Origin of the sequence: Rathayibacter sp. VKM Ac-2927, assembly GCF_022815525.1 — a bacterium.
Lineage (GTDB): Bacteria > Actinomycetota > Actinomycetes > Actinomycetales > Microbacteriaceae > Rathayibacter > Rathayibacter festucae.
In genome coordinates, this window is sequence record NZ_JALGRT010000001.1 from 582,922 (window position 1) to 608,579 (window position 25,658).

The window sequence follows — 25,658 nt, forward strand, 5'->3', positions numbered from 1 at the left end:
TCAGCAGGAAGGCGGCCGTTGCAGCGGGATCGCCGACGGGTCGATACTGGGGCCCTCCTCGAGCGGAAGGCACCCCATGTCCACGAGTCTCAGCCCCTACATCGGCTTCCGCGACAACGCTCGCGAGGCGATGGAGTTCTACCACTCGGTCTTCGGCGGGGAGCTGGTGTCGAGCACCTTCGCGGACTTCCACGCGAGCGAGGATCCGGCCGAGCAGGACCTGCTCATGCACTCGCAGCTCACCACCCCGAGCGGGCTGATTCTGATGGCGTCCGACACCCCGGGCTCGATGACGTTCGAGGAGGGCGCGCGCATCACGGTCGCGCTCTTCGGCGACGACGACGCCGAGCTCGGCGGCTACTGGGACGGGCTCGCCGCCGGCGGCTCGGTCCAGGAGCCGCTGACCACGTCGCCCTGGGGCGACCGCTTCGGGATGCTGACCGACCGCTTCGGCGTGCACTGGATGGTCAACATCTCGGGCGCGTCCGCCTGAGCGTCCCGATCGCCGCCCGCGCGGGCGCAGAATGGAGGGACCGCCCGGTGTCCGGAGCGGTCCCCTCCCTCTGACGAAGGCGGCACTATGACGATCACGCTCGGGTACAAGGCATCGGCGGAGCAGTTCGGGGCGCGCGAGCTCGTGGAGCTGGCCGTCGGCGCCGAGCGGCACGGCTTCGAGAGCGCGGTGGTCTCCGACCACTTCCAGCCCTGGCGCCACACCGGCGGCCACGCGCCGTTCTCGCTCGCCTGGCTCGCCGCGGCCGGCGAGCGCACCTCGACCATCCGGCTCGGCACCTCGGTGATGACGCCGCACTACCGCTACAACCCCGCCGTCATCGCGCAGGCGTTCGGCACGCTCGGCGTGCTCTACCCGGACCGCATCATGCTCGGCGTGGGCACCGGCGAGGCGCTGAACGAGGTCGCGACCGGCTACCAGGGCGCCGGCGAGCAGAGCTGGCCCGACTTCAAGGAGCGCTTCGCCCGGCTGCGCGAGGCCGTGCGCCTCATGCGCGCCCTCTGGGCCGGCGACCGCGTCTCCTTCGACGGCGAGTACTACTCCACCCATGAGGCGTCCATCTACGACAAGCCCGAGAACGGCGTCCCCGTCTACATCGCCGCGGGCGGGCCCGTCGTCGCGAAGTACGCCGGCCGCGCGGGCGACGGCTTCATCTGCACCTCGGGCAAGGGCATGGAGCTCTACACCGAGAAGCTGCTCCCCGCGGTCGAGGAGGGCATCGCGGCGGGCGGGCGCGACTCCGCCGCGCTCGACCGGATGATCGAGATCAAGCTCTCCTACGACCCCGACCCGGCTCTCGCGCTCGAGAACACGCGCTTCTGGGCGCCGCTCTCGCTCGCTCCCGAGCAGAAGCACTCGCTGACCGACCCGGTCGACATGGAGCGCGCCGCCGACGAGCTGCCGATCGAGCAGGTCGCCAAGCGCTGGATCGTCGGCTCGGACCCGGACGAGACGGTCGCCCAGATCAAGCCCTACGTCGACGCGGGCTTCAACCACCTCGTGTTCCACGCGCCGGGCGACGACCAGCAGCGCTTCTTCGACGCGTTCGAGCGCGACCTCGCGCCGCGCCTGCGCGCCCTCTGATTCCGTCGCGACCGGGCGGCGCCGTGCCGCCGGCCGTCCGACCCTCCCGTGCCCCGACCCGTCGGCGCCCGCCGACCGACCCCTCCGGAAGAGCCGCCTCCGCATGACCGTGCCCACCCTCCTCGCCCGCCTCGCCGAGGGCGAGCCGATCACGCGCGCGAGCGCCGAGGTGCTCCTCGAGGCGCGCGGGGACGACCTCGACGCGGTGCTGCTGGCCGCCGGGCGGCTGCGCGACGAGGGGCTCGCCCGCCGCGGCCGGCCGGGAGTGATCACCTACTCCCGCAAGGTCTTCGTGCCGCTGACCAAGCTCTGCCGCGACCGCTGCCACTACTGCGTGTTCGTCGAGACGCCGGGCGGCCTCGCCCTCAAGCGCGAGTCGACCTTCATGGAGCCGGAGGAGATCCTCGAGGTCGCCCGCGCGGGCGCCGCGCTCGGCTGCAAGGAGGCGCTGTTCACCCTCGGCGACCGCCCGGAGGACCGCTGGCCCGTCGCCCGCGCGTGGCTCGCCGAGCACGGCTACGCCTCGACGCTCGAGTACGTGCGCGCGATGGCGGTGCTGGTGATGACCGAGACCGGCATGGTGACGCACCTCAACCCCGGAGTGATGTCCTGGGCCGAGCTGCAGCGCCTGCGCCCGGTCGCGCCCTCGATGGGGATGATGCTCGAGACGACCGCCGAGCGGCTGTGGTCCGAGAAGGGCGGCGTGCACTACGGCTCGCCCGACAAGGACCCGGCGCTGCGGCTGCGGGTGCTCGACGACGCCGGGCGCAGCCGGATCCCGTTCACCACGGGCGTGCTGCTGGGCATCGGCGAGAACACGGCGGAGCGGGCCGACGCGCTGTTCGCGATCCGCGACTCGCACGCGCTCTGGGGCCACGTGCAGGAGTGCATCGTGCAGAACTTCCGCGCCAAGCCGCGGACCGCGATGCAGAACGAGGTCGACCTCGAGCTGCAGGAGTACGTCGCGAACGTCGCCGTCGCGCGCCTCGTCCTCGGCGCGGACATGACGATCCAGGTGCCGCCGAACCTCACCGACGAGCAGGAGCTCGGGCTCCTCCTCCGCGCCGGGATCGACGACTGGGGCGGGGTCAGCCCGCTGACCGCGGACCACGTGAATCCGGAGCGGCCGTGGCCGAACATCGACGACCTCGCGCGGCTGACCGCCGACTCCGGCTACCGGCTGCACGAGCGCCTCACCGCGCACCCGCGGTACCTGAGCGACGCGGAGACCTGGATCGACCCGCGGGTCGCGCCCTATGTGCTCGCGCTCGCCGACCGGGAGTCGTGGCTGGCCGACGAGGCCGCGCCGATCGTCCCCCGCGCGTACGAGGAGGAGCCGCCGCCCGCACCGCGCCCGGCCGCGCCGACCCTCGCCGCCGTGCTCGAGCGCGCGAGCGCCGACCCGGCCGGTCTCGACGACGCCGACTACCGGGCTCTGCTCGCCGCCGACGGCGACGACCTCGACGCACTGGCCGCCCTCGCCGACGACGTCCGCCGCGCCGCCGTGGGCGACACCGTCACCGTGGTGGCCAACCGCAACATCGACACCGCGCTCTGGGGCGCCGGCGGGCTCACCGTCGAGACCCTGGAGCAGCTCGCCGACGAGGCCGTCGCGCTCGGCGCCACCGAGCTGTGCCTGCAGGGACCGCTCCCGACGCCGGGCGAGGACCACCTGCTGATCGTGCGCACCCTGCACGCACGGCACCCCTCCCTGCACCTGCACGCGTTCCGGCCGGGCGAGATCCTCGACGCCGCGACGAGCACCGGGCGCACCCCCGCCGAGATGCTGGCCGCGCTGCGCGAGGCGGGCGTCGACTCCGTGCCGGGGACCGCGGCGCGGATCCTCGACGACCGGGTGCGCGCGATCCTGAGCGAGGGTGCGGACCCGAGCGTCGCCGAGTGGCGGGAGTCGGTGACGACGGCGCACCGCGGGGGCCTGAAGTCGACGGCGACCATGGTCTACGGGCACGTCGAGACGCCGCAGCAGCAGATCGATCACCTCCGCGCGCTGGCCGCGATCCAGGACGAGACGGGCGGCTTCACCGAGTTCATCGCGATGCCGTTCGTGCCGGCGGAGGCGCCGCCCGCGGTCGTCGCGCAGACCCGTGGCGGGCCGACCCGGCGCGAGACGCGCGCGGTGCACGCGGTGGCGCGACTGCTGCTGCACGGGCGGATCGAGCACGTGCAGACGGCCTGGACGAAGCTCGGGCTGCAGCTGTCGCAGGAGCTGCTGCGCGGCGGCGCGGACGATCTCGGCGGGCTGCTGCTCGACGGCGCGATGAGCCCGGAGGCCGGCGCCGAGGCGCACCGCTCCCTCGACATCGCGACCGTGGCACGTCTCACCGGCGAGATCGGCCGGCCCTGGCGTCAGCGCACCACCGACTACGGACACGTCGCCCCCGAGCGCGCGATGACAGCGCCGGCGCCCGGCAGCACCCGGACACGACGGCTGCGGCTGCCGGTGCGCGAGGCCGGCCGCGCCTCGTGACGCGGTCGTCGGCGTACCTCGAGCGGCAGGCCGCGCTGATCCGGGAGTCGACCCTCACGGTGGGTGACGACACGGTCCGCCTGTACTCCGGTGGTGAGCCGGCGACGGACGTCGTCCTGCTCGCGACAGGGCCGGGGCGCGGTGCCCGGGCCGACGGGGCGCTGCTGCTGCCGATGCTCGCTCGCCGGCACCGGGTGGCGGCGCTCGAGCTCGCCGACCTGCGGGATCCGCTGCGCGACGCGCCTCGCGCCGTCTCCGCCGCGCTCGACCGGCTCGGCGCCGAGCGGGCGGCGGTCGTCGGCGTCTCCCTCGGCGCCTGGGCCGTGATCACCGCCGCCGAGGCGGACCCGCGCGTGGTCGCCCTGGTGCTGGCCGCCGGCTGGCTGCGGCCCACCGAGCGCCTCGTCGCGGTCGCCCGGCTGTGGGAGTCGCTGGCCGGCCTCCCCGACGCCCGCGCGGACCTGGCGCGCGTGATCGGCGTCCGCACACTCGCCGACCTCGGACCCGGGCGCGCGACTCCGCTGGCCGCCGACGCCGCGACCGCCGCGCTCCTCGCCGCGGCCGCCCGCGCCGACGCGACCGAGGCCGCGGCCCGTCTGCGCGTCCCCGCGCTCGTCGTCGGCTGCACCGCCGACGCCGCCGTCGGCGTCGAGGGGGCGGAGGCGCTGCTCGGGGCGATCGACGACGCCCGCTACGCCCTGATCGACGCGGGCCACTGCGTGCTGGCCGAGCGGCCGGCCGAGCTGCTCGCACTCGTCGAGCGCTTCGTCGCCGACCCGCACCGCGACCCGGCCGGGTCGACACTCCCCCGGACGATCGTCTGATGGCGACCTCGGTCGACGTCGTCGTGGTCGGCGCGGGCTTCGCGGGCATCGGAGCGGCGGCGCGCCTCGCCCGCCGCGGCGGCGTCTCCTTCGCGGTGCTCGAGCGGGCCGAGCGCGTCGGCGGCACCTGGCGCGACAACCGCTATCCGAACGTCTCCTGCGACATCCCCTCGCACCTCTACTCGTACTCGTTCGCGCCCGAGACGGACTGGTCGGCGTTCTACGCGCCGGGTGCCGAGATCCAGGCCTACCTCGAGCGGGTCGTCGAGCGCGAGCGGCTCGCGCCGCAGCTGCAGCTCGGCACCGACGTGCTCGAGATGACCTTCGACGAGGACGCCGAGCGCTGGCGGGTCCGCACCTCGCGGGGGGACTTCGACGCCGCCGTCCTCGTGGTCTGCGCCGGGCGGCTGTCCGAGCCACGCCTGCCCGATGTGCCCGGAGTCGAGGGCTTCGCCGGACCGGTCTTCCACTCCGCCCGCTGGCGCGACGACGTCGACCTGGACGGGGCGCGCGTCGGGATCGTCGGCTCCGGCGCCTCCGCCGTGCAGATCGTGCCGCACCTCGCGGAGCGCGCGGCCGAGGTCGTGCTGTTCCAGCGCTCGGCGCCGTACGTCGTGCCGCGTCGGAACCGCGCCTACCCGCCGGAGGAGCGCCGCACGCTCGCTCGCGTGCCGGGCGCCGTCGAGCGGCTGCGCTCCGAGCTGTTCTGGCGCGCGGAGCTCGGCTTCGCCGGCCGCGTCGGCGTGCCCGACGCGATCGGCCGGCTGCGGGCGGAGGCGCTCGGCCACCTCGCCGCGCAGGTCGTCGACCCGGAGCTGCGCGCGGTCCTCACGCCGGACTACGAGATCGGCTGCAAGCGGGTGCTGCTCTCGGACGACTACTACCCCGCGCTCGCGCAGCCGCACGTGCGCGTCGTTCCGAGCCCGCTGCGCCGGATCGAGGGCTCGGCGGCGATCGGGGACGACAGTGTCGGCCACGAGGTCGACGCGCTGGTCTTCGCGACCGGGTTCCACGCGACCCGCCCGCCGTTCGCCCGCCGGATCCGCGGCCGCGGCGGCGAGCTGCTGGCCGACCGCTGGGGCGACGGGATGTCGGCGTACGAGTCGACCGCCGTGCACGGCTTCCCGAACCTCTTCGTGATCAACGGCCCGAACGCGAGCCTCGGCCACAACTCCGCGGTGCACATGATCGAGTCGCAGATCGACTACGTCCTCGCCGCACTGGAGCACCGCGAGACCGCCGGCGTCGAGCTGCTGGAGGTGACTCCCGAGGCCGAGGCCGCCGCGCTCGCCCGCCTCGACGCGCTCAGCGCCGACACCGTCTGGACGAACGGCGGCTGCCAGAGCTGGTACGTCGACTCCACCTCCCGCCGCCTCACCCTGCTCTGGCCCGACTTCGCCTTCGCCTTCCGCGAGGAGCTCGGCCGCTTCGACCCGTCGGCCTACGCGCACTGACCACGCTGACACGCGGTAGATGCGGTGCGGGCATCCTGCTGATCGAGTAGCCCGCGCAGCGGGCGTATCGAGATCCACCAGCACCCACCCTCAGACGCGCGATCATGGACGCATCCGATCCCCGCTCGACAGGACCCCCGCCATGCCGTCCGACGCCGCTCCGCCGCCCCCGCCCGCGCTCGATCACGAGGTCGCGGCCGCCCTGCTGCGCGAGCGCTACGGGCTGCACGGCGCACTGCGGGAGCTGGGCAGCAATCAGGACCGCAACGTCCTCGTGGACACCGGCGACGAGCGGCTGCTGCTCAAGATCGCGAATCCCGCGACGCCGAGAGGGCGGATCGAGGCGCAGACGGCGGCCGTCGCGCGCCTCGCCGAGCACCTCGAGGGCGTCCGGCTCCCGCGCGTGCGCCCCGACCGCGAGGGCCGCACCCTGCACGAGATCGACCTCGGCGGCACGACCGCCGCGGCCCGGGTCCTCGACTTCGTCGCCGGCCGGACCCTCTCCGGCTCCGGCTACCTCTCCCCCGCCGTCGTCCGGGCGATGGGCGACCTCGCCGCCTGCGTCGACGTCGCGCTCGCCGAGCAGCCGCTCGACGGCCTCGAGGAGACCGACCAGTGGGACCTGCGGCGGGCGGGCGAGGTCGTCGACGCGCTGATCGGCCGGGTGCCCCGTCGCTCGGCGCGGGCGATCCGGGCGGCCGTCGACGCAGCGCTGGCGGTCGTCGATCCGCTCGCCGCCGCTCTCCCGGTGCAGCTCGTGCACGGCGACCTCACCGACGACAACGTCGTGGTCGACGCGGGCGTCCTCCCCGACGGCGTCATCGACTTCGGCGACCTCGGCGCGGGCTGGGCGGTCGGCGAGCTCGCGATCACGCTGTCCTCGCTCCTGCACCACGCGGACGCCGACGCGGCCACCGTGCTCCGCGCCGCCACCGCGTACGACGCCGTGCGCCCGCTCGCCGACGCCGAGGTCGAGGCGCTCTGGCCGCTCGTGGTTCTCCGGGCGGCGGTGCTCGTCGTCAGCGCCCACGACGTCCTGACCGGCGACCCGGGCAACGACTACGCCCGGGAGAACCTCGAGCACGAACGGCTGATCCTCGACCGGACGATCGCCGCGCCGCTGCCGGTGCTGCAGGCGCTGGTCCGGCGGGCCCTCGGCCGGCCGAGCGCACCGGTCGCACTCGCCCCCGCGGTCCCCGTGCTCGGCGGCCTCGACGCCGTCGTCGTCGACCTCTCGCCCGAGAGCCCGGCGCTCGACGCCGGCCGCTGGCTGGACGACGACGCCGAGCCCGCCCTCGCCCGAGCCGCGCTCGCCGGCGGCGCCGAGGCCGCGGTGCTGCGCTACGGCGAGCGCCGTCTGACCCGCGGCCGCCCGCACACCGCGCAGGAGCCGGAGACGACCGCACTGGTCACCGAGGTCCACCTCGCCGCGGAGACCCCCCTGACCGCCCCGTTCGACGCGGAGGTCGGCGGCGGCGTCCCCGGCGGAGTCACCCTCCTCGCCGACGGGGTCCGTCTGCGGCTCGACGGGGTCGACGACGCTCCCGCGCCCGGCACCCGGGTGGGAGCGGGCGATCCGGTCGGAACGGCCCGCAAACTCCTGCGCGCCCAGGCCGCACCGCGCGCGCTCGACGCGGTCGACCTCCCGCCCTTCGCGAACGCGCGCTGGGCCGGCGCCTGGCTCGACGTGCTCCGCGACCCGACCCCGCTGCTCCTGGGACGCGTCATGCCGGCCCCGCAGCCGGACCCCGAGGTGCTCGGCCGGCGGCTCGCGCACCTGGCCGAGGCGCAGGAGCACTACTTCGAATCGCCGCCCACGATGCTGCGCGGCTGGCGCGAGCACCTCGTCGACGACTCCGGCCGCGTGCACCTCGACGTGCTCAACAACGTCACCTCGATCGGCCACGCCCACCCGCTGCTCGTCGAACGGGTCGCGCGGCAGTGGCGGCTGCTCAACACCAACTCGCGCTTCTCCTACCCCGCGATCGGCGAGTTCTGCGAGCGGCTGGCGGCCCTGCTGCCGGACGGGCTCGACACCGTGCTGCTCGTCAACAGCGGCACGGAGGCGGCCGATCTGGCGCTGCGGATCGCCCGCGCCTGGTCGGGCTGCGACGACGTGCTGGCAGTGCGGGAGGCGTACCACGGCTGGTCGGGTCTGTCCGATGCGGTCTCCACCTCCGTCGCCGACAACCCCGACGCGCTCGCGACCCGGCCGCCCTGGGTGCACACCCTCGACGCGCCCAACAGCTACCGCGGCACGCACCGCGGGGCCGAGGCGCACCGCTACGCCCCGGAGGCGGTCGCCCGGATCGAGGAGCTGGCCGCGGCCGGCACTCCCCCGGGCGGCTTCATCGCCGAGACCTTCTACGGCAACGCCGGCGGCATCCCGCTGCCCGACGGCTACCTCGCCGCCGTCTACCCGGCCGTCCGCGCGCACGGCGGGCTCTGCATCGCCGACGAGGTGCAGGTCGGCTACGGCCGCCTCGGCGACTGGTTCTGGGGCTTCGAGCAGCAGGGCGTCGTGCCCGACGTGGTCGCCGTCGCGAAGGCGATGGGCAACGGCCACCCGCTGGGCGCGGTCGTGACGACGCGCGAGATCGCCGACCGCTACCGCTCGCAGGGCTCGTTCTTCTCCTCGGCGGGCGGCAGCCCCGTCAGCTCCGTGGTGGGGACGACGGTGCTCGACGTACTCGCCGGCGAGCAGCTGCAGCAGAACGCGCGGACCACCGGCGCGCACCTCCGCCGCCGGCTCGAGGAGCTCGCCGAGCGCCACCCGCTGATCGGCGCCGTGCACGGCAGCGGGCTGTACCTCGGCCTCGAGCTGGTCCGCGACCGGGAGACTCTCGAACCGGCGACCGCGGAGACGCGCGCGATCTGCGAGCGCCTCCGCGAGCGCGGCGTGATCGTGCAGCCCACCTCCGACCGGCAGTGCGTGCTGAAGATCAAGCCGCCGCTCTGCTTCACCGTCGAGAGCGCCGACTTCTTCGCCGACCAGCTCGACGAGGTGCTGACGACGGGCTGGTGAGCGCGCCGGCTGGCGGGCGCCGCCTCACGCCCGCGCCCCGCCCGCCAGCACCCGCCGCACGATCACGCGCTCGCAGAGCGTCCAGGTCGTCGTGACCGTCAGGTAGAGCGTCGCCGCGAGCGGCACGAACGCCGCGAACACCACCGTGAGGAACGGCATCCAGCTGAGCACCCCCGTCAGCTGCGCGACGGCCGCGGGTGTCCCCTGCGGCACCGGGGTGAGCGCCGCCTGCCGCAGCGCGACCCGGCGCGCGAGCCACGAGACGAGCGCGATCACCCCGAGGAGCACCGCGAAGACACCGAGCTGCGCGGGCTCGCCGCCGCCGAGCGCCGTCACGAACGAGCGCCCGAGCGGTACGTCCAGCAGCCGAGCGTCGAGCAGCGCGTTGCCGTGCCCCGCGATGTCCGGGTGCACGAACAGCCCGTACAGGAGCGAGACGACGGGCGCCTGCAGCAGCACCGGGAGACAGCCCGCGAGCGGTGAGGCCTTCTCGTCGGCGTAGAGCTTCATCGTGGCGCGCTGCAGCGCCTCCGGATTCTTCGCGTGCTTGCGTTGCAGCTCGCGCAGCAGCGGGGCGAGCCGGCGGCGGGTGATCTCGGCCCGGCCCTGCGAGATCCCGACCGGGATCAGCAGCACGCGGACGAGGAGGGTCACCAGCACGATCGCGGCGGCGGCCGAGGCGCCGCCCGCGAGCGGCTCGAGGGCCGAGGCGAGCCCGGTGACGAGGTGGGAGGCGGCGTCGAGCGCCGCAGCGATGGGCGGGAAGTCGTAGAGGTTCAAGAGAGTCCTGTCGTCGGGAGGTGAGCGCGATCGCGAACGGTCGCGCCTCCCGAGGCAGAGCTCCGGGCTACGCGACCAGTCCCGGCAGGCCCGGCGCCCGCGAGCGCACGCGACCCGCGGTGCGCGGGTGCTGCGGCGAGGGCTGCGCGGCGAGGCCGAGCCGGTGCTCCCGGGCGCGGCGGCCGATCGACAGCACGGGCCGGCGAGCGCCGACGGCCAGGTAGCGCGCCCCGAGGACCAGGGCGGCGACCGCGGTGGTGGTGACGACCAGCACGACGGCGGCGTCGGGACTCGAGACGAGCGCGAGCAGCAGGAACGTCCCGCTCAGCAGAGCGAGGAGCTGCTCGAGGTGCGCGCGCACGGGGGTCCTTCCGACCCGACCAGGCTAGCGGCAGGTGCGCAGCGGCGGGCAGGGTAGGCCTCCCGCGCCGCCGCGGCCAGCCGTCGCCCGGCACCGCCGGGGCCGACGATAATCGGGGGATGCGTGAAGACGACGATGTCGATCTGGTGATCGACGCGTGGGCCGACGCCCTGCCCGATCTCGACTTCGCCCCGCTCGACGTCCTCTCCCGCCTGCGCCGGCTCAGCCCGCGGGTGCAGGAGGTGCGGCGCCTCTCCTTCGCCGCCGGCGAGCTCGCCCCGTGGGAGTTCGAGCTGCTCTCGCTGCTGCGCCAGAACCCGGCCGGCACGATGACGCCGTCCGTCCTCTCCACCCGCCTGGGCATCTCCAGCGGCAACCTCGCCAGCCGCGTCGACCGGCTGGGCGCGCGCGGCCTGGTCGTCCGCGAGCAGAACGCCGCCGACTCGCGCAGCAAGATCGTCTCGCTCACCCCGCGCGGCACGAAGCGCGTCGACGACGCGATGCGGCATCTCGTCGCGGCCGAGGGCGAGGTCCTCGCCGACCTCGACTCCCGGCAGATCGGCGTCCTCATCGAATGCCTGCGGACCATCAGCGCGACCCTCGATCGCCTGGACTGACCGCCCGCTCCCCGTGCGCCGGTCGCGCCGCACCGGCGATACTCGACGGGATGCGGATTCTGGTGGTCGACGACGAGGCGGTCTTCGCCGACGGCGTCCGCCGCGGTCTCGAGGCCGAGGGCTTCTCGGTCGACGTCGCGCACGACGGCGTGGACGGACTGTGGCGGGCCCGCGAGACGGTCTACGACGCGATCGTCCTCGACCTGATGATGCCCGGGCTCAGCGGCTCCGCCCTCTGCCGCACCCTCCGCGACGAGGGCGACTGGACCCCGGTGCTGATGCTGACCGCCAAGGACGGCGACCGCGACCAGATCGAGGGTCTGGACGCCGGCGCCGACGACTACGTGGTGAAGCCGCTGGAGTACTCCGTCCTGGTGGCGCGGCTGCGGGCGCTGGTGCGGCGCGGGCGGCCGGAGCGGCCGGTGGTCCACCGCGTCGGCGATCTGCTGATCGACCCGGCGCTGCGCGAAGTGCACCGGGGAGACGTCGCGATCCGGCTGACCTCGCGCGAGTTCGCCGTCGTCGACTTCCTCGCCCGCCACCGCGACCGGGTGGTCGCCAAGCGCGAGATCCTCGAGGGTGTCTGGGACGACGCGTTCGACGGCGACCTCAACATCGTCGAGGTCTACGTGGCGCGGCTGCGCGCCAAGCTCGACCGCCCGTTCGGCACGGAGTCGATCACCACGCTCCGCGGTGCCGGCTACCGGCTCGTCGAGGGCTGAGGACCGATGGCTCCCCGCCCGCCCTGGAGCATCCGCGTGCGGCTGACCGCCCTGGTCTCCGCCGCGATCCTCGCCGTGCTGGTCGCCGGCTCCGTCGCCTTCACCGCCCTGCTGGAGCAGTCCCTCGTCGACGCCGAGGCGTTCACCGCGAACCAGCAGGCCCGCCAGATCGCCACCGACACCGAGAGCGCCGGGCGTCTGCCGCCGTTCAACACCGACGAGGTCGTCATCCAGCTGCAGCGGGAGGGCTCCGTCGTCGCGGTCGCGGACGACGACTTCGTCTACGCCGTGCCGCTGCCGGTCTCCGACGAGCCGCAGATCACCTCGATCGACGGCGCCCGCTTCGTCGTCGGCTCCGAGAGCCTCCAGCTCGGCGGCGACCCGGGCGAGACGGTCGTCGTCGCGCGCACCCTCGCCGGCGCCGACGATGCGGCGGGCTCGGCCGTCCGGCTTCTCGCGGTCGCCGTCCCGCTCGTCACGGCGGTGGTCGGAGCGCTGGTCTGGTTCGTCGTCGGCCGCTCGCTCCGGCCGGTCGAGCGGATCCGCGCCGACGTCGAGGCGATCGAGGCCGCCGACCTCCGGCGCCGCGTCCAGGAGCCGCCCGGCCGCGACGAGCTCGCCCGCCTGGCCCGCACGATGAACGGCCTGCTCGACCGCCTCGAGCGCTCGCAGGCCGCCCAGCGCCGCTTCGTCTCCAACGCCTCGCACGAGCTGCGCTCCCCGGTCGCGGCCGTCCGGCAGCACGCCCAGGTCGCCCTGCGGCATCCGGAGGCGGTCCCGCTGGCGGACCTCGCCCGGGTCGTCGAGGACGAGGGCGAGCGGATGCAGCACCTCGTCGCGAGCCTCCTGCTGCTGGCCCGAGTGGACGAGCGCGACGAGGGAGCCGAGCAGGACGTCGACCTCGACGACCTCGTGCTCGCCGAGGCCGCGCGGCTGCGCGCGCTGGGCGTCGACGTGCGCACCGAGGACGTCGGACCGGCCCAGGTGCACGGGCACGAGCCGCTGCTGCACAGCGCCGTGCGCAACGCCGCCGAGAACGCCCGGCGGCACGCGGCGGGCGTCGTCGCCTTCACCGTGCGCGAGGAGGACGGCACCGCGGTCCTGCGCGTCGACGACGACGGCCCGGGCGTGCCGGCCGAGGACCGCGAGCGGGTCTTCCTCCGCTTCGAGCGCCGCGACGACGCCCGCGCCCGCGACACCGGCGGCTCGGGCCTCGGCCTCGCGATCGTCGCCGAAGCGGCGCGGGCGGGCGGCGGCACGGCGCGCCTGCTCGACTCCCCGCTCGGCGGCGCGCGGCTCGAGATCCGCCTGCCGGCTCCCGGCTGACCGCAGGACACCGAGGCTGTTCAGGCTGGCGAAAGGTCCCGCCGGTCACGCTGACGCAGTGGAAATGCCGACCTACCTCCTCGTCCTCTGGCGCTGCAAGCTCCTCGTCGTCGCGAGCGCCGTCCTCGCGGTGATCGTCGCGACCGCCGTGCACTTCACCGTCACCGACGAGGGGCTCACCCTCCGCGGCGACCGCGAGCACAGCGCCGCCGTCACCGTGCTGCTCGGCGGCGGCCCGAAGAACCCCTACGCCGCGCAGATCCCCGGGGTCGAGCGCGTCCCCGGCGTCGAGGACGACCAGGTCAGCGACCTCAGCAGCACCGCCGTGATCTACGCCTACCTCGCCAGCGGCGAGGAGGTGCGCGCCACCGTCGCCGAGCAGGCCGGTCCGCTCGAGGAGGGCGACGGCGTCGGCGCCGTCCGCCGCACCACCCAGCCGCGCGGCGACGAGTCGAACGGCGGCCGCTTCACCCTGCCGTTCCTCTCGGTGATCGGAACCTCGTTCGATCCCGCCCGCGCCGTCGAGCTCTCCCGCACCGCCACCACGGCCCTCCTCGACCGGATCGCGCGGGAGCAGGACGCCCAGGGCGTCCCGGAGTCGATCCGCGTCACCCTCACCGTCACCGACGAGGGAGACGCCGTCCCGGGCGCGCTCGGCACGGTCGCGATCCCGATCGCGGGAACCGGTCTGGCCGTCTTCCTGGTAGCGCTCGTCGGGATCGTGCTCGGTCACCGGTTCCGCGTGCAGCGCGGTCTCACCGCCCCGCTCCCCCGTCGCGGCGAGCCGGACGAGGACTGCTCCCTCGACGCCGAGCTCGAGTCCGCCCTCGCCGCCGAGAGGCAGGACACGGTGTCCCGTCGGTGACTACCTCCACGCACCTGGGAGGTCAACCCCGTTCGGGAAGGACACCCGCGGACCTAGCGTGAGGACGCACGGTCGAGGCGGAAGCCTTCCGAGCACGATGCACGCGAAAGAGCACCAATGACCCAGATCCCCATTCTTCAGCCCGCACGATGGAGTCGCAACGGAGTCCGGATCGTCGTCGTTCCCGGGGCGGAGCTGCCCCGCTTCCGACTCGAGATCGAACCCGGACGAGCCGTCCTGACCGGGGCCTTCACCGGGCCTTTCGCCACCGTCGAGGAGGCCGAGCGCGCCGCCGAGGCCATCACCTCGGCCGCCGACCGCAAGCTGTCCGCCTGACGCCTCAGCCGACGAGCTCGTCCAGCCCGCAGGTCGGCAGGGCGATCCAGCCCTCGGCCTGCGCGGCCTCCCGAAGCTCCTCCGGCACCGGCACCGTCCGTCCGAGGGCGTGCGCCCGGGCGTTCAGCGCCGCGATCACCGCATCGAAGGCGTCGTCCGAGCGCGCCATCAGCGCCGCCGCATCCGCCGGCAGCACCAGCCACGGCGCCGCCCGGCGCAGCGCCTCGACGGCGAGCGCCACCGCCTCGGGCCGCGTCTTGTAGCCGGTGGTGTCGACGCCCCAGAGCCGGAGCGCGGCCGCGGGATACGCCTCGACGAGCCTGCCTCCCCCGGAGCGGTCGACGTCCTCCCCTGTCGCCGCGAAGGCGTCCAGCAGCTCGGCGCAGCGCATCGCCGTCATGCCGAGCCGATCGGTCGACACGCTCAGCGGCCATCTCTTCGTCACCTTCTGAACGGCGCGGTCGGTCTCCCGGTAGGCGAGCCGTCGCCGCCAGTCGCGCCCGGCGAGCGTCCGCGGCGCACTGACCTCCCGGCGGGTGTGAGCCGAGACGAACGCCGCGAACTCCAGCGGCCAGCCGAACGCGCAGTCGATGCCGATCGTCGTCGCCTCCCGGGACGCGGCGACGACGTCGTCGTCGGAGGCGCCGAGCACCAGCGAGCGGACGACCGCCCCGCCGCCGCCCCACTCCAGCGCGGCGACCGCCGTCCGCACGGGCTCCGCGGCCAGGTCGACACCGATGGTGAGCATCGGATCAGGCTACCCGCCGGGCGCGCCCCGGCCCCGCGCTCGCTACGCTCGTGCGATGACGCCGCCCTCCCCCGCCCTCGGGACGCGCGCGACCCGGATCCCGGTCGCCGTCCTGCGCCTCGTCGTCGCCCTGACGGTCCTCGCGGCCGTCGTCGGCACCGCCCTCGACACCGCCTCGCGGACGCCGATCGTGCCGGTCAACTTCTTCGGCTACTTCACGATCCAGGGCAACATCCTCCTGGCGATCGTGCTCCTGATCACCGCGGCGGTCGCGCTCGGCGACCGACCGCAGGGACCGCTGCTGACGCTCGTCCGAGGAGCGGCGACGAGCTGGATCCTCGTCGTCGGCATCGTCTACAACACCCTGCTCATCGGCACGGCGGGGGGCGTGACGCTGCCCTGGGCCAACACGGTGCTGCACGTGGTCTTCCCGATCTACGGACTGCTCGACTGGCTGCTCGTCGCCGATCGGCCGGCCCTGCCCTGGCGCCGCCTCTGGGTCGTCACCGTCTATCCGATCGTCTGGCTGGTGGTCGTCCTCGTCCGCGGCGCGACCGACGGCTGGGTCCCGTACCCGTTCCTCGACCCCGCGAACGGCTATGGCGCGGTCGCGATCGCGGTGCTGATCGTCGCGGTCGCGTTCGTCCTCTCCGGTGCCCTCGTCTGGGCGCTCAGCCGGGTGCGGCTGATCGGCGACCGTCCCGGCTGACAGGGCAGGGCTCGGCGGGCCCCGTTCTGGGGCCACGCGCGCAGGACCGCCGGTGACCCCGCAGGCCTAACGTCAGGATCGGCGGCCCCCACCGCCGTCCCCCGACCGAGAGCGGTTCCCCTCATGCGCCTCCCCACCTCCCTCCGCCCGCGCCGCATCGGGAGCCGCCGCGTACGCGCCCTCGCCGTCGGTGCCGCGCTCGCCCTGGCCGCGGCGGTGGTGCCCGCGGGCGCCGCCTCCGCCGCGACCCCGACCCTGTCCGTGCTCAGCCTCGGCGACTCGATCACCCAGGCCTACGGCACCTGCGGCCAGTTCGCGGACTGCCCGCGCAACAACTGGTCCACCGGCACGAACGCGACCGTCAACTCCTTCGCCAGCCGCCTGCGCACCGCGAACCCGGGCACCACGGTGACCACCGCGAACTACGCGCAGACCGGCGACCTGATCGCCGGCGTCCCCGCGCGGATCGACGCCGCCGTCGCCGCCGGCGTCCGCCCCGACGTCGTCACCCTGCTGATCGGCGGCAACGACCTCTGCTCCGCGAAGAACCCGGTCGCCGCCGACGGCTACACGATGACCACGGCCGCTGCCTTCAGCACCGGAGCGAGCGCCGCGATCACGAAGATCCGCAGCACCTGGCCCGCCGCGAAGATCGTCCTCTCCTCGATGCCGAATGTGGCCGCCGAGTGGGCCGTCGTCAAGGGCGGCTTCGGAGCCGTGATCTGGTCTTCCGGCAACCTCTGCCGCACCACCCGCGGCGTCAGCGCGACCGGCGGTCGCCTCAGCAGCACCGCCGCCTCGGCCTCCGCCACCGCCGCGAAGACCCGGACGACGCAGTACAACACCGCCCTGCAGCAGGCGTGCACCGCCGCAGGCACCCTCTGCGACTACGACGGCGGCGCGCTCACCGCGACGCCCGTCACCATGGCGCTGATCGGCACCACCGACTACTTCCACCCCAGCATCGCGGGCCAGGCGAAGATCGCCTCGGTGCAGTGGACGGCGTCGAACTTCGGAGCCGCGGGCTAGCGCCCGGCGCGGCCGCTCGGCGCCTCAGGCGTCCTGCGGCCGCTCGCCCTCGCGGAGTCGCCGCTGCTCCTCGGCGAGCCGCGCGTAGTGCGCCTCCTCGCGCTCGAGATCGGCGAGCTGCTCCTCCGTGCTCTTCGTCGGCGGCCGCACCACCATGGTCGGCGGCGGCGGCGTCTTGGAGCGGCGGGGCCGGCGGGTGCGCCCACCCGGGACGAAGGACGCGCCCTCGCCCTTCTTCCAGTCGTGCCCGAGCAGGAACCAGATCGTCACGCCGATCAGCGGGATGAAGACGATCAGCAGGATCCAGACGATCTTGGGCAGATTGCGGACCACGTTGTCCGGCTGACGCACGACATCCACGAGCGCCAGCACCATCAGCACGACGGTCAGCAGCGAGAACAGAAACCCCATGCGTCCGAGGGTACGTCGCCGATGCTCTGAGCATCCTCGCAGTCGCCGTTCCGCCGTGTCCGGCGCCGCGGCGGTGCACCTCGAGGCACGCGGCGACCGCGTCTCCCGCGCCAGCGGCCTCCGAGCAAGATGCGGTCGCGGCTAGCGTCTCCTCCCGAGCCGAGGGTCGGCACCGGCCGATCGGAGGATCCCCGAGCACGGCTGCGGACCCCGGTCCCGCCGCGTCGAGGGGATCCGGGCGCGCCCGGAGGAGTGCGAGTGACGAGCGACCCCCTCCCGACGACGGCGGCCGCAGCGCCCCGGCTCCCCCGGCCCCTCGCAGGCGCACTGCTCAGCAACGCGGTCTTCGGCGGCATCACCGCGGTCGGCGTGCCCGTCGCGCTGAACGCCGCCGGACTCGCCAAGGTGCAGATCGCGGTCTTCTTCGTCGTGAACGCCGCGATCGCGATCGGCTACAACACCCTCCTCGTGCCGCGGATCCGCCGGGCCGGCTACCCGCGGTCCGCCCTGCTCGCGACCTCGCTCGCGGTCCCGGCCGGGCTCCTGCTAGTGCGCGCCAGCGGCGGCCACGTCCTCGTGCTTTACCTGGGCGGCGCGCTGATGCTGTTCGTCAGCACCCTCGTGCCCCAGCTCTTCGGCCGCGTCGCCGCGCAGGGTCGCGGTGACACTCAGGAGTCGTCGATCGCCCGGATGCGCGCGGTACTGATCTCCGGTTACATCCTCGGCCTGATCCTCTACGCCCTGCTCGCGCAGGCGGGTCTCGATCCCCTGCTCGCCGCGGTCGCCGCGGCCGTGCTGACGACCGTCTGCGCGACCGGCTGCCCGTCGACCCCCGCAGTGGAGCCGGAGGCCCGCGTCGCCTCCGCCGCGGCTCGCCCGCGCCTCGCCCTCGTCTTCCTCGCGGCCCTGGCCCTGGTCGCCCTGCTGAAGTCGGTCGACACCCTCCGAGCGATCTATCTGCCGCTCTTCGCCGTCTCCTCCGGCGTCCCCGCCGCGCACGTTCCGCCGGTGCTGCTCGCGTCGGCGGTCCTCGAGCTCGTCGCACTGCCCGCGCTGACCCGGCTCAGCTCGGCCCGCGGCAGCGTGCTCACCCTCGCCGTCGTCGCCCTCGCAGGGGTGCTGGCGTTCTCGATCCTCGCGGGCACCCAGTCCTATCTCGCGCTGCTCCTCTCGCAGGCGGTCTACGCGGTCGCGGCCGCCGGCTACCAGAGCATCGGCCTGCTCCTGCTCGAGCGGACCAGCGGCGGCGGACCCGGCGCCGGGGCGAGCGCCTACATGGCCGTCGTGCAGATCGGCACCGTCCTCGGCGCCCTGCTGCCCCTCGCGGTCACCGGCTACGACCCGCGGATCTTCCTCCTCGCGGTCGGCCTGGCGGCGGCGGCGCTGCTGCTCGCGGTCACTCTCAGGCTCGCGGGCCAGCGGCTCTGAGCCCCGTTCGACCGCCTCCGCCCGACCACCACCGGTTCGATCTGCAGGTGATCGGCGGTCTCCGGAGACCGCCACGCGGCGGAACGCGCACTCGCCTCAGGATCACCTGCAGAACGAACAGCCACCTGCACGACGTACCCGCCTCCCAGCCGCCGCGTGACACCATCGACGGATGAGCGCGCCGACCCCCGCCCCCGCGAGACGCCGCTTCCTCACCCCGCGCCGCGTCGCGCTGCTGGCCGCACTCACGGCGCTGGTCGTCGGCCTCGCCCTCCTCGGGCTGGTCGCCCTGCAGTACTCGACCCTCGCCGCGCAGGGCTTCGACGACGTCTGCCTCAACGGCGTCAGCCGCGTCCCCGCCGAGGAGGGCTCGCTCGTCGCCGGCTCCTGGTCCTGGTGGCCGCTCGGCGGCACCTGCCGCTGGGAGCTGCTCAACGGCACCGTCGTCGACTCCGCGCCGGACTGGTCGACCACCGCCGTCGCGATCACCGGCGCCGCGCTCGCGCTGCTGGGAGTGGTGGGCACGGCGCTCGCACTCCTCGTGCGGCGCCGCGCCCGCTGACTCAGCGGTCGAAGAGGTTCCCGAGCCCGCCGAGATCGGGCATCTCGAAGTTCGAGCCGAAGTCCGAGACCTGCTCGCCGAGCCCCGACACGTGCTCGCCGGCGCCGGAGACGAACTCGCCCGCGCCGCCGGTGATGTCGCCGAACTCGCCCAGGTCGCCGAACTCGCCGAGCCCGCCGGCCAGGTTCTCGAAGTCCACGCCCATGCCGGCCGCCTGCGCGAGCAGCGGACCGGCGACGCTGCTGAGCACCGCGCCGCCCGCGACCGCCGCGAGCAGCCCGCCCGCGGCTCCCAGGCCGACGCCGGTGACGGCGCCCACTCCGGCACCGGCCAGCGCGCCCTTCGTCCCCGGCTTGGAGAACATCCTCTTCAGGAACCCGGGGTTGTGCGCCTCGCCGCGTGTCGCCGCCCGGGCGAGATCGTCCGGGGCGGAGGAGCGCGGCTGCTCGTTCGCGGGCAGCTCGTCGCGCAGGCGCCCCTCGACCTGGGCGCGCTGCGCGGGGGTCAGCTTGGCGAACGCGTCGCGGTGCACCTGCTCCAGCTGCTCGGGGTCGGCGGTGCGGAGGAGGTAGTCGTAGCGGGCGATCGCCGCGCGGTCCTCCGGCGCGACGGCGGCGGGCCGGGCGTCCTGCGGGCGGGCCGAGGGGTGCGGCGAGCCGTAGGCGGGGGTGGGTGTACGGGGCGCCGAGGCGGTCGAGGCGGCCGTGCTCGGGGACGCGGGTCGGGAGTCGCCCGTCACTGCGTTCGCGGCCGAGCGGACCATGTCGCGCCAGTCCGTGCCGCCACCGGTCGCGGGGCGTGCGGAGGAGCTCGGCGAGCTCTTGGAGTCGAGCGCCTTCGACGCCATGCTGAGGATGCGCTTGAGAGTGCTCACAGGGGACCTTCCGTCGGGTAACAGGTTCGATAGTGGCGGGCCCTCCTGAGCGAAGCCCGGTGGAACGCCCTCCGGAAGCCGAGAGCGCCCGCTCCGACCCGGGATCGCCCCCGCGCTCCGCTGTCAGCGGACTCGGGTCCTCCGGGGAGGCGCCGCCGGAGGATCGCGGGCAGACTCCTGCCATGGAACTGCTCTTCGTGCACGGCGCCCTGGTCCGCGACGGCGACTGGTGGTGGCACCGCACCGCCGAGCTCCTCCTCGAGCGCACCGGTGTCGCGAGCCGTGCCGTCGCCCTGCCCTCCTGCGGCGAGTCGGCGGCGGACCGCGCGGGTGCAGGCCTGGTCGAGGACGCCGCCGCCCTGCGCGCCGCACTCGACGACGTCGATGACGACGAGGCGATCGTCGTCGGCCACTCCTACGGCGGCACCGTCATCGCCGAGGCCGGCGCGCACGCCGCCGTCGCCCACCTCGTGTTCGTCTCCTCCTACCTCCCCGACATCGGCTCGGCGCAGGGCGACATCATGAGCGGTGAGACGGACCCCGTCTCGATCGCCCCCGGCGACGACGGCACGCTCGGCGTCACCGGCTACGACGCCGCCTCGTTCGGCCGCCGCTTCCTCCAGGACGCCGACGAGAGCACCCAGCGCGCCGCCTGGGAACGGGTCACCACCCAGTCGATCGCCGCCTTCACCACCCCGACCACCGTGGCCGGCTGGCAGGGCGTCGACTCCTCCTACCTGGTCTGCACCGAGGACCGCAGCACCTCGGTCGGCCTCCAGCGCGTCCACGCCGAGCGCGCCACCCGCTCGATCGACCTGCCGACCGGCCACCACCCCTTCCTCTCCCGGCCCGACCTCGTCGTCGCCGAGCTCGAGGCGATCCTGCGGTCCTAGCCGACCCGGATTCGGACGCCGGGCCTGAAGGACGCGCCGTCCGAGCTGCGCGACGATCGGACGGTCGTCAGCCGTTCGTCACCCGGCCGCCCTCGACCCTCAGCACCTCATCGCTGAGCATCTCGATGTCGCTGTCGCGATGACTGGTGAACACGATGGTCGTGCCCTTCGCCTTCTCGGCGACGAGGATCTCGCGCAGGCGCTCGACCGATTCCGCGTCCAGGGCGTTGAACGGCTCGTCGAGCAGGAGGACGGCGGGGTGCTCGAGCAGCGCCTGCGCGAGCGAGAGCTTCTGCAGCATGCCCAGCGAGAAGTTCCGCGCCTTCAGCGGCGACGTCGGCGAGAGACCGACCTGCTCGAGGACCTCGTCGATGCGGTCCTCGCCCACCTGCTTGCGGATGGCGGCGAGGTCGGCGAGGTTCTGGCGAGCGCTCCTGCCGGCCAGGTAGCCCGGGCCGTTGATCGAGACGCCGAATCGATCGGGGTAGTCCCGACCCCGGGAGAGGTAGGCCGGATCGATCGCCACGGTGCCGCTCGAGGGTCGCAGCAGACCGCACATCAGGAGCAGCAGCACCGATTTGCCGGCGCCGTTCGGTCCGACGAGGCCGTAGGTCCGCCCGTCCTCGATCCGGAGGGACACGTCCCGCAGGATCTCCTTCCGGCCGAAGCTCTTGCCGACCTCGGCGAGGGTGATCACATCCACCGGACCACGACCTTTCTTCGTGCAGTGCGGGCGAGGAAGCCGACGCTTCCCAGCGGCAACAGGGCGAGCAGGGACGCCACGAGGACGGCGATCCGCAGAGGGATCCGGTCATCGCCCAGGCCGTCGTCGGCGAGTCCGCCGAGGAGGAACGGGTTGTGAGGGGAGATCGAGCGGGACAGGACGACGGCGACGGCGAAGAGGCACACGGCGACGAACCTCGGCTGAACACTCGAGAGCGAGCAGCGCAGGACGACCCCGACGCTGCAGTACAGGGCCGCGCACACTCCTCCCGCGGCGACCACACCCGCCGCCGCGATCCACTCCGGCGAGGGCGGGACGATTCCCCGGGCCGCGCAGAGGACGCCGGCGAGCACGAGCAGAGCCGCGACCGTCCACGCCGCGAACGAACCGGCCGAGTTCCGGACGACCTCGCGCCGTAGCCGGGCCGCCCGGCTCCCGACTCTGATGAGCTCGTGATGCTCGCGCTGAGGTGTAGGCGACCCCCGGCCGATCATGCCGGCCAGGAGGAACGGGAGGAAGACGAGCAGGTACTGCATCGACTCCGCGATCGATCCGAGCGGACTCGGCACCAGGAGACCAGCGACCTCGAGCAGGTCCCGGCCGGCGGACGCCTCGAGGAAGGAGAAGAGGACGAGCAGCGCCGAGACGGCCAGGAGAGCGGAGACGGCGACCCGGTCCGCATGGCTCGAGGCCCGCGCGGCGAGCCGCACCACCAGTCCGACGCCGAGGAGGACGATCATCGACCTCGATGCCGTCCCGACAAGGGAGGTCCTCTCCAGTCCGACCGCCACGTCGAGGAAGGCGGCCGCGCTGAGGGGCGCACTCGGCGGAACGACAGCGAGCACCGAGAGGACGACCCAGAGGAAGAGCCCGCCGGCCGACGCCCAGGCAGCGGCGGCCCTGCCGGAGAGCAGGCGGACGGACACCACGACAGCGGCCGTCGCGCAGAGCGACGCTCCGAGGAGGCCGACCTGCGCGATCAAGGCCGCGACCGGAGCGAAGCCGTGCGCTCGGAAGACGGCGGCGACGCTCTCCGGAGGCGCGAACGACGTCGGCTGCAGACCCGCACCGCAGACGAGGCAGACGGCGAGGGCAGCCGCCGCCGCCTTCGCGTACAGCGTCGCCAGGCCCGTGAGGGTCCCGCCCCAGGCTCGGAGGAGCGACCCGTGGCGGAGCAGCGCTCCGGGCGAGGCGGTCCGGGTCGCCCGCAGCGCCGACAGCACCAGCCACAGCGGAACGACGACGAAGCCGAGGTAGTACGGATTGCCGGCCAGGTCCATGAGGAGGTCCCAGACGCCCAGCGATCGACCGGTAGCTGTCTCCTCGAAGACGCGCGAGTGCAGGGCATAGGCGCCGGTGAGCGCCAGGAAGACCAGCGCGGTGAGTCTCTGCCCCGTCACAGGAGGTGCCTGCTCTCGCTCGGGCGCCGCACGATGAACAGCCAGAGCGCGGCCGCGACTGCAGCCGTGACGAGCGTCGGAGACGCTGCGACCAGCCACGGAGACTGCTGAAGACCCGCGGGGAAGACGGAGTACAGCGGCGTCAACGCCGGCTCGTGGAGAACGGAGAGTACGACGGTCATCGCAAAATACGCCGCGAACGGCAGAAGCAGGGCGACGGCTCTGTTCGGGACGAGGACCAGACTCGCCGACGTGAGCACCGAGTAGACCGCCGCCGCGAAAGCGAACCAGAGCGACATCAGCAGCCCGAAGACCAGAACGCTCCCACCGCTGAGATCGGCGAAAGTGAACCGTTGCTCGAACGGCACAAGAGGGTGGTAGCCAGAGGGATCGATCGCCGGATCCCCGATCAGTGGCCAGACGACCGCTGCGATGAGGGTGGCGATTCCTCCGAGCAGGAAGAACACCGTCGCCGAAGCGAGTGCAGCGGCAACGATCTTCGCCGACAGCAGCGCCGAGAAAGGCTGCCGGTACCGCTCGTTCACGAACGATCTTCGCGCGATATCGTCTGCAAGAGAACGCGAGCCTACTAGCGCGACGAGCAACGGGAACACATAGACCAAGGGCGAATTGAGAAGAGAGACCAGGACGTCGCCCTCGTCTCGGAAAAGCGCGTTGGCGGTCTCGGTGACTCCTTGCAGAGTCGGCAGGAGAACTATCCCCGCTGCGGCGCAGAGAGTCCACGGAGATCGCCCTCGGACAAGCTCCCGTCTGATCGCCGTCGTCAGATCTCGACGGGAGCGACCGACGAAGACCATATGTATCCCCACCCTCTTTCAGCTGCCGCGATCGGGCTCGAATCGCGTGCTCGGAGACGAGCACGAGCGTGACGAAGCATCAATTGCTTCGCCACGTCCCCTGCACCTGCACCTTCACGACGTTGCCGCCGCCGCCCACCCGCATCTGCAGCCTCACCTTCGAACCGGCGGCGAATCCGTTCGGCAGGTCGGCAGTACTCCTGTCGTTCAGCCCGAATCTCTTCGTTCCGCAGACCAGCAGTACGCTCTGGCACATCTCGACGTCCACTACGTAATCGCTCCCCACGGAACCGACCCTGACGTGTCCGTCTCGGTTCGAGATCTCCTTGTGCTGGTCGTCCGTCCAGCCGGGCATCTGGAAGGTCGGCAGAGTCTCGTTGAACGTACTGTCCTGCGTCCCGGCGTACGCAGTGCCGGTCGCTCCGACCATCAGTGCGGCCACGAGAGCGCCGGTCGCAAGTGCTTTCGTCGAATTCTTCATGTCAGTCACTCCATCTATGAGCGCGTCCATCTCCATTGCGGACGCCATACGGGTATGAAACTGCAATGCGCGCTCCTGGACAAGTGATTCGACCGCTCTGGCGCGAAACAGTGCGCGGGACGAAGGCTCTCTTCACCGAAAGCGGACCGGGACGACTCTCACCGTGCTTGCGAAAGACGCAGGCGCTCGGCGCACCGGGATCCACCCCGCCGAGCGAGCCGCCCGTACACTCGCGAGCATGCCCTCCGCGCGCTCTCTCGAGCACCCGATCGGAGCCGTCTGAATGCCCGACATCGAGCTCGTCAGCGCCGACGGCTCCGTCCGCGCCTCGATCAACCCCGTCGCCGCGAGCATCCGGACCCTCGTGGTGCGCGGCCGCGCCCTCGTCGAGCCTTACGACGGCGACCAGCCGCCCGGCGCCGCGGGCGCGGTGCTCGCCCCCTGGCCGAACCGGGTCCGCGACGGCCGCTGGCTCCTCGACGGCGCCGTCCAGCAGCTCGCGATCACCGACCCGGCGACGCACTCGGCCAACCACGGCCTGCTCGCCACGACCCGCTACCGCGTCGGCGAGCGCACCGCCGACAGCGTCGTCCTGCACGCCCGCCTCGACTCCCCGCCCGGCTACCCCTTCACCCTCACCACCAGCGTCCGCTACCGGCTGCGCCCCGCCGGGATCGACGCCCGCCACGTCCTCGTCAACGAGTCGGACCGGCGCGCCCCGGTCGCGCTCGGCGTCCACCCCTACCTCCGCGTCGGCGACGCGACCGAGCCGCGCCTCCATCTCCCCGCCCGCGAGCGCCTCGTCCTCGACGAGCGCCACCTCCCCACCGGCGAGCGCCTCCCGGTCGCGGGCACGCCCTTCGATCTCCGCGCCGGCGTCCCGGAGCGCGACGCACCCTGGCACGCGAGCTTCACCGCTCTCGACCGTGACCCCGACGGCACGGTCCGCGCCGAGCTCAGCGCCCCGGGCCACGGCCGCACCGCGCTCTGGGCGGACGCGTCCTTCACCGTCCTGCAGCTCTACATCGACCGCGACCGGCGCCCGCCCGCGATCGCGATCGAGCCGATGACCGCCCCGCCCGACGCCCTGAACTCGGGCGAGGGACTCCGCTGGCTGGAGCCGGGCGAGTGCGCCGAGTTCCGATGGGGAATCGATGCGGACTGAGCAGGTTCGTTCAGGCCGCCG

The 25,658-nt window shown here is 73.7% G+C and carries 26 protein-coding genes; 17 read left to right on the forward strand and 9 right to left on the reverse strand.

Annotated elements, in window-relative coordinates; translation table 11 throughout:
• The first annotated feature begins 76 nt into the window (after positions 1 to 76).
• The 6 genes from MT353_RS02695 (at position 77) to MT353_RS02725 (ending at position 9,388) form a co-directional block, all read left to right on the forward strand.
• Positions 77 to 493 carry a VOC family protein gene (locus tag MT353_RS02695; protein WP_243598777.1) on the forward strand — a complete coding sequence of 139 codons (417 nt, stop codon included), beginning with the start codon at positions 77 to 79 and terminating at the stop codon, positions 491 to 493.
• Between the two features lie 87 nt (positions 494 to 580).
• Positions 581 to 1,597: a glucose-6-phosphate dehydrogenase (coenzyme-F420) gene (fgd, locus tag MT353_RS02700; protein ID WP_243623557.1), complete on the forward strand. Its 1,017-nt coding sequence runs from the start codon at positions 581 to 583 to the stop codon at positions 1,595 to 1,597.
• Between the two features lie 103 nt (positions 1,598 to 1,700).
• Positions 1,701 to 4,085, forward strand: coding sequence for a 7,8-didemethyl-8-hydroxy-5-deazariboflavin synthase CofG (gene cofG / locus MT353_RS21400; protein WP_279400464.1), 2,385 nt, complete (start codon positions 1,701 to 1,703; stop codon positions 4,083 to 4,085).
• Complete coding sequence (locus tag MT353_RS02715; RefSeq protein WP_243623558.1) at positions 4,082 to 4,909, forward strand: alpha/beta fold hydrolase; 828 nt, start codon at positions 4,082 to 4,084, stop codon at positions 4,907 to 4,909. The genes cofG and MT353_RS02715 overlap by 4 nt, the downstream gene beginning before the upstream one ends.
• On the forward strand, positions 4,909 to 6,363 hold the full coding sequence (locus MT353_RS02720) for an NAD(P)/FAD-dependent oxidoreductase (protein ID WP_243623559.1): 1,455 nt from the start codon (positions 4,909 to 4,911) through the stop codon (positions 6,361 to 6,363). The genes MT353_RS02715 and MT353_RS02720 overlap by 1 nt, the downstream gene beginning before the upstream one ends.
• A 142-nt stretch (positions 6,364 to 6,505) precedes the next feature.
• Positions 6,506 to 9,388, forward strand: coding sequence for an aminotransferase (locus MT353_RS02725; protein WP_243623560.1), 2,883 nt, complete (start codon positions 6,506 to 6,508; stop codon positions 9,386 to 9,388).
• A gap of 24 nt (positions 9,389 to 9,412) precedes the next feature.
• On the opposite strand, the gene MT353_RS02730 is transcribed toward MT353_RS02725, so the two are convergent.
• Complete coding sequence (locus MT353_RS02730; protein ID WP_243623561.1) at positions 9,413 to 10,168, reverse strand: membrane protein insertase YidC; 756 nt, start codon at positions 10,166 to 10,168, stop codon at positions 9,413 to 9,415.
• A 67-nt stretch (positions 10,169 to 10,235) separates the two neighbouring features.
• Entirely contained in the window at positions 10,236 to 10,529 is a 294-nt protein-coding gene (locus MT353_RS02735; protein WP_123733838.1) for a hypothetical protein, read from the reverse strand.
• Between the two features lie 119 nt (positions 10,530 to 10,648).
• On the opposite strand from MT353_RS02735, the gene MT353_RS02740 reads away from it, so the two are divergent.
• From MT353_RS02740 to MT353_RS02760, 5 genes are all read left to right on the forward strand, one after another.
• Positions 10,649 to 11,146, forward strand: coding sequence for a MarR family winged helix-turn-helix transcriptional regulator (locus MT353_RS02740; protein WP_123445211.1), 498 nt, complete (start codon positions 10,649 to 10,651; stop codon positions 11,144 to 11,146).
• Between the two features lie 50 nt (positions 11,147 to 11,196).
• Positions 11,197 to 11,868 (forward strand): response regulator transcription factor, encoded by a 672-nt coding sequence (locus tag MT353_RS02745; RefSeq protein ID WP_123702432.1) that lies wholly within the window; start codon positions 11,197 to 11,199, stop codon positions 11,866 to 11,868.
• A 6-nt stretch (positions 11,869 to 11,874) separates the two neighbouring features.
• Positions 11,875 to 13,194 (forward strand): HAMP domain-containing sensor histidine kinase, encoded by a 1,320-nt coding sequence (locus tag MT353_RS02750; RefSeq protein ID WP_243598770.1) that lies wholly within the window; start codon positions 11,875 to 11,877, stop codon positions 13,192 to 13,194.
• A 64-nt stretch (positions 13,195 to 13,258) separates the two neighbouring features.
• Positions 13,259 to 14,059 carry a hypothetical protein gene (locus tag MT353_RS02755; protein ID WP_243598769.1) on the forward strand — a complete coding sequence of 267 codons (801 nt, stop codon included), beginning with the start codon at positions 13,259 to 13,261 and terminating at the stop codon, positions 14,057 to 14,059.
• A gap of 117 nt (positions 14,060 to 14,176) precedes the next feature.
• Entirely contained in the window at positions 14,177 to 14,395 is a 219-nt protein-coding gene (locus tag MT353_RS02760) for a hypothetical protein (protein WP_123445207.1), read from the forward strand.
• A 4-nt stretch (positions 14,396 to 14,399) separates the two neighbouring features.
• Here the strand turns inward: MT353_RS02760 and MT353_RS02765 are convergent, their stop codons facing one another.
• Positions 14,400 to 15,143, reverse strand: coding sequence for a DUF429 domain-containing protein (locus tag MT353_RS02765; protein ID WP_243598768.1), 744 nt, complete (start codon positions 15,141 to 15,143; stop codon positions 14,400 to 14,402).
• A 55-nt stretch (positions 15,144 to 15,198) separates the two neighbouring features.
• Between MT353_RS02765 and MT353_RS02770 the strand changes: the two genes are divergently transcribed.
• A complete protein-coding gene (locus MT353_RS02770) occupies positions 15,199 to 15,852 on the forward strand; it encodes a Pr6Pr family membrane protein (RefSeq protein ID WP_243598767.1) in 654 nt (217 codons plus the stop codon).
• Positions 15,853 to 15,975: 123 nt separating this feature from the next.
• Positions 15,976 to 16,881 (forward strand): GDSL-type esterase/lipase family protein, encoded by a 906-nt coding sequence (locus MT353_RS02775; RefSeq protein WP_243623562.1) that lies wholly within the window; start codon positions 15,976 to 15,978, stop codon positions 16,879 to 16,881.
• A gap of 24 nt (positions 16,882 to 16,905) precedes the next feature.
• Here the strand turns inward: MT353_RS02775 and MT353_RS02780 are convergent, their stop codons facing one another.
• Complete coding sequence (locus tag MT353_RS02780) at positions 16,906 to 17,292, reverse strand: PLD nuclease N-terminal domain-containing protein (RefSeq protein WP_123445203.1); 387 nt, start codon at positions 17,290 to 17,292, stop codon at positions 16,906 to 16,908.
• A gap of 258 nt (positions 17,293 to 17,550) precedes the next feature.
• Between MT353_RS02780 and MT353_RS02785 the strand changes: the two genes are divergently transcribed.
• Positions 17,551 to 18,720, forward strand: a complete 1,170-nt coding sequence (locus MT353_RS02785; protein WP_243623563.1) for a hypothetical protein — start codon at positions 17,551 to 17,553, stop codon at positions 18,718 to 18,720.
• Positions 18,721 to 18,892: 172 nt separating this feature from the next.
• Complete coding sequence (locus MT353_RS02790) at positions 18,893 to 19,282, forward strand: hypothetical protein (RefSeq protein ID WP_243623564.1); 390 nt, start codon at positions 18,893 to 18,895, stop codon at positions 19,280 to 19,282.
• Position 19,283: 1 nt separating this feature from the next.
• On the opposite strand, the gene MT353_RS02795 is transcribed toward MT353_RS02790, so the two are convergent.
• Entirely contained in the window at positions 19,284 to 20,156 is an 873-nt protein-coding gene (locus tag MT353_RS02795; protein ID WP_243623565.1) for a cation-transporting ATPase, read from the reverse strand.
• A 182-nt stretch (positions 20,157 to 20,338) separates the two neighbouring features.
• On the opposite strand from MT353_RS02795, the gene MT353_RS02800 reads away from it, so the two are divergent.
• Positions 20,339 to 21,049, forward strand: coding sequence for an alpha/beta hydrolase (locus MT353_RS02800; RefSeq protein WP_243623566.1), 711 nt, complete (start codon positions 20,339 to 20,341; stop codon positions 21,047 to 21,049).
• Between the two features lie 67 nt (positions 21,050 to 21,116).
• Here the strand turns inward: MT353_RS02800 and MT353_RS02805 are convergent, their stop codons facing one another.
• The 4 genes from MT353_RS02805 to MT353_RS02820 form a co-directional block, all read right to left on the reverse strand.
• The gene (locus tag MT353_RS02805; RefSeq protein WP_133960526.1) at positions 21,117 to 21,752 is read right to left on the reverse strand and encodes an ATP-binding cassette domain-containing protein; all 636 of its coding nucleotides are present in this window, start codon (positions 21,750 to 21,752) and stop codon (positions 21,117 to 21,119) included.
• The gene (locus MT353_RS02810; protein ID WP_243623567.1) at positions 21,743 to 23,173 is read right to left on the reverse strand and encodes a hypothetical protein; all 1,431 of its coding nucleotides are present in this window, start codon (positions 23,171 to 23,173) and stop codon (positions 21,743 to 21,745) included. The genes MT353_RS02805 and MT353_RS02810 overlap by 10 nt, the downstream gene beginning before the upstream one ends.
• Positions 23,170 to 23,991 carry a hypothetical protein gene (locus MT353_RS02815; RefSeq protein WP_243598760.1) on the reverse strand — a complete coding sequence of 274 codons (822 nt, stop codon included), beginning with the start codon at positions 23,989 to 23,991 and terminating at the stop codon, positions 23,170 to 23,172. Before MT353_RS02815 ends, MT353_RS02810 begins: the two co-directional genes overlap by 4 nt.
• 79 nt (positions 23,992 to 24,070) lie before the next feature.
• On the reverse strand, positions 24,071 to 24,520 hold the full coding sequence (locus MT353_RS02820; protein WP_243623568.1) for a hypothetical protein: 450 nt from the start codon (positions 24,518 to 24,520) through the stop codon (positions 24,071 to 24,073).
• Between the two features lie 235 nt (positions 24,521 to 24,755).
• On the opposite strand from MT353_RS02820, the gene MT353_RS02825 reads away from it, so the two are divergent.
• Entirely contained in the window at positions 24,756 to 25,637 is an 882-nt protein-coding gene (locus MT353_RS02825) for a galactose mutarotase (protein ID WP_243623569.1), read from the forward strand.
• Positions 25,638 to 25,658 lie beyond the last annotated feature (21 nt).

What these genes read in the sequence shown, in the direction of transcription:
- MT353_RS02765 (WP_243598768.1), bottom strand. Translation starts at nt 15,143, where the DNA reads ATGCTCACCATCGGTGTCGACCTGGCCGCGGAGCCCGTGCGGACGGCG.
- MT353_RS02760 (WP_123445207.1), top strand. Translation starts at nt 14,177, where the DNA reads ATGACCCAGATCCCCATTCTTCAGCCCGCACGATGGAGTCGCAACGGA.
- MT353_RS02825 (WP_243623569.1), top strand. Translation starts at nt 24,756, where the DNA reads ATGCCCGACATCGAGCTCGTCAGCGCCGACGGCTCCGTCCGCGCCTCG.
- MT353_RS02780 (WP_123445203.1), bottom strand. Translation starts at nt 17,292, where the DNA reads ATGGGGTTTCTGTTCTCGCTGCTGACCGTCGTGCTGATGGTGCTGGCG.
- MT353_RS02695 (WP_243598777.1), top strand. Translation starts at nt 77, where the DNA reads ATGTCCACGAGTCTCAGCCCCTACATCGGCTTCCGCGACAACGCTCGC.
- cofG (WP_279400464.1), top strand. Translation starts at nt 1,701, where the DNA reads ATGACCGTGCCCACCCTCCTCGCCCGCCTCGCCGAGGGCGAGCCGATC.
- MT353_RS02755 (WP_243598769.1), top strand. Translation starts at nt 13,259, where the DNA reads ATGCCGACCTACCTCCTCGTCCTCTGGCGCTGCAAGCTCCTCGTCGTC.
- MT353_RS02720 (WP_243623559.1), top strand. Translation starts at nt 4,909, where the DNA reads ATGGCGACCTCGGTCGACGTCGTCGTGGTCGGCGCGGGCTTCGCGGGC.
- MT353_RS02770 (WP_243598767.1), top strand. Translation starts at nt 15,199, where the DNA reads ATGACGCCGCCCTCCCCCGCCCTCGGGACGCGCGCGACCCGGATCCCG.
- MT353_RS02745 (WP_123702432.1), top strand. Translation starts at nt 11,197, where the DNA reads ATGCGGATTCTGGTGGTCGACGACGAGGCGGTCTTCGCCGACGGCGTC.
- MT353_RS02775 (WP_243623562.1), top strand. Translation starts at nt 15,976, where the DNA reads ATGCGCCTCCCCACCTCCCTCCGCCCGCGCCGCATCGGGAGCCGCCGC.
- MT353_RS02790 (WP_243623564.1), top strand. Translation starts at nt 18,893, where the DNA reads ATGAGCGCGCCGACCCCCGCCCCCGCGAGACGCCGCTTCCTCACCCCG.
- MT353_RS02740 (WP_123445211.1), top strand. Translation starts at nt 10,649, where the DNA reads ATGCGTGAAGACGACGATGTCGATCTGGTGATCGACGCGTGGGCCGAC.
- fgd (WP_243623557.1), top strand. Translation starts at nt 581, where the DNA reads ATGACGATCACGCTCGGGTACAAGGCATCGGCGGAGCAGTTCGGGGCG.
- MT353_RS02800 (WP_243623566.1), top strand. Translation starts at nt 20,339, where the DNA reads ATGGAACTGCTCTTCGTGCACGGCGCCCTGGTCCGCGACGGCGACTGG.
- MT353_RS02750 (WP_243598770.1), top strand. Translation starts at nt 11,875, where the DNA reads ATGGCTCCCCGCCCGCCCTGGAGCATCCGCGTGCGGCTGACCGCCCTG.
- MT353_RS02725 (WP_243623560.1), top strand. Translation starts at nt 6,506, where the DNA reads ATGCCGTCCGACGCCGCTCCGCCGCCCCCGCCCGCGCTCGATCACGAG.
- MT353_RS02815 (WP_243598760.1), bottom strand. Translation starts at nt 23,991, where the DNA reads ATGGTCTTCGTCGGTCGCTCCCGTCGAGATCTGACGACGGCGATCAGA.
- MT353_RS02820 (WP_243623568.1), bottom strand. Translation starts at nt 24,520, where the DNA reads ATGGCGTCCGCAATGGAGATGGACGCGCTCATAGATGGAGTGACTGAC.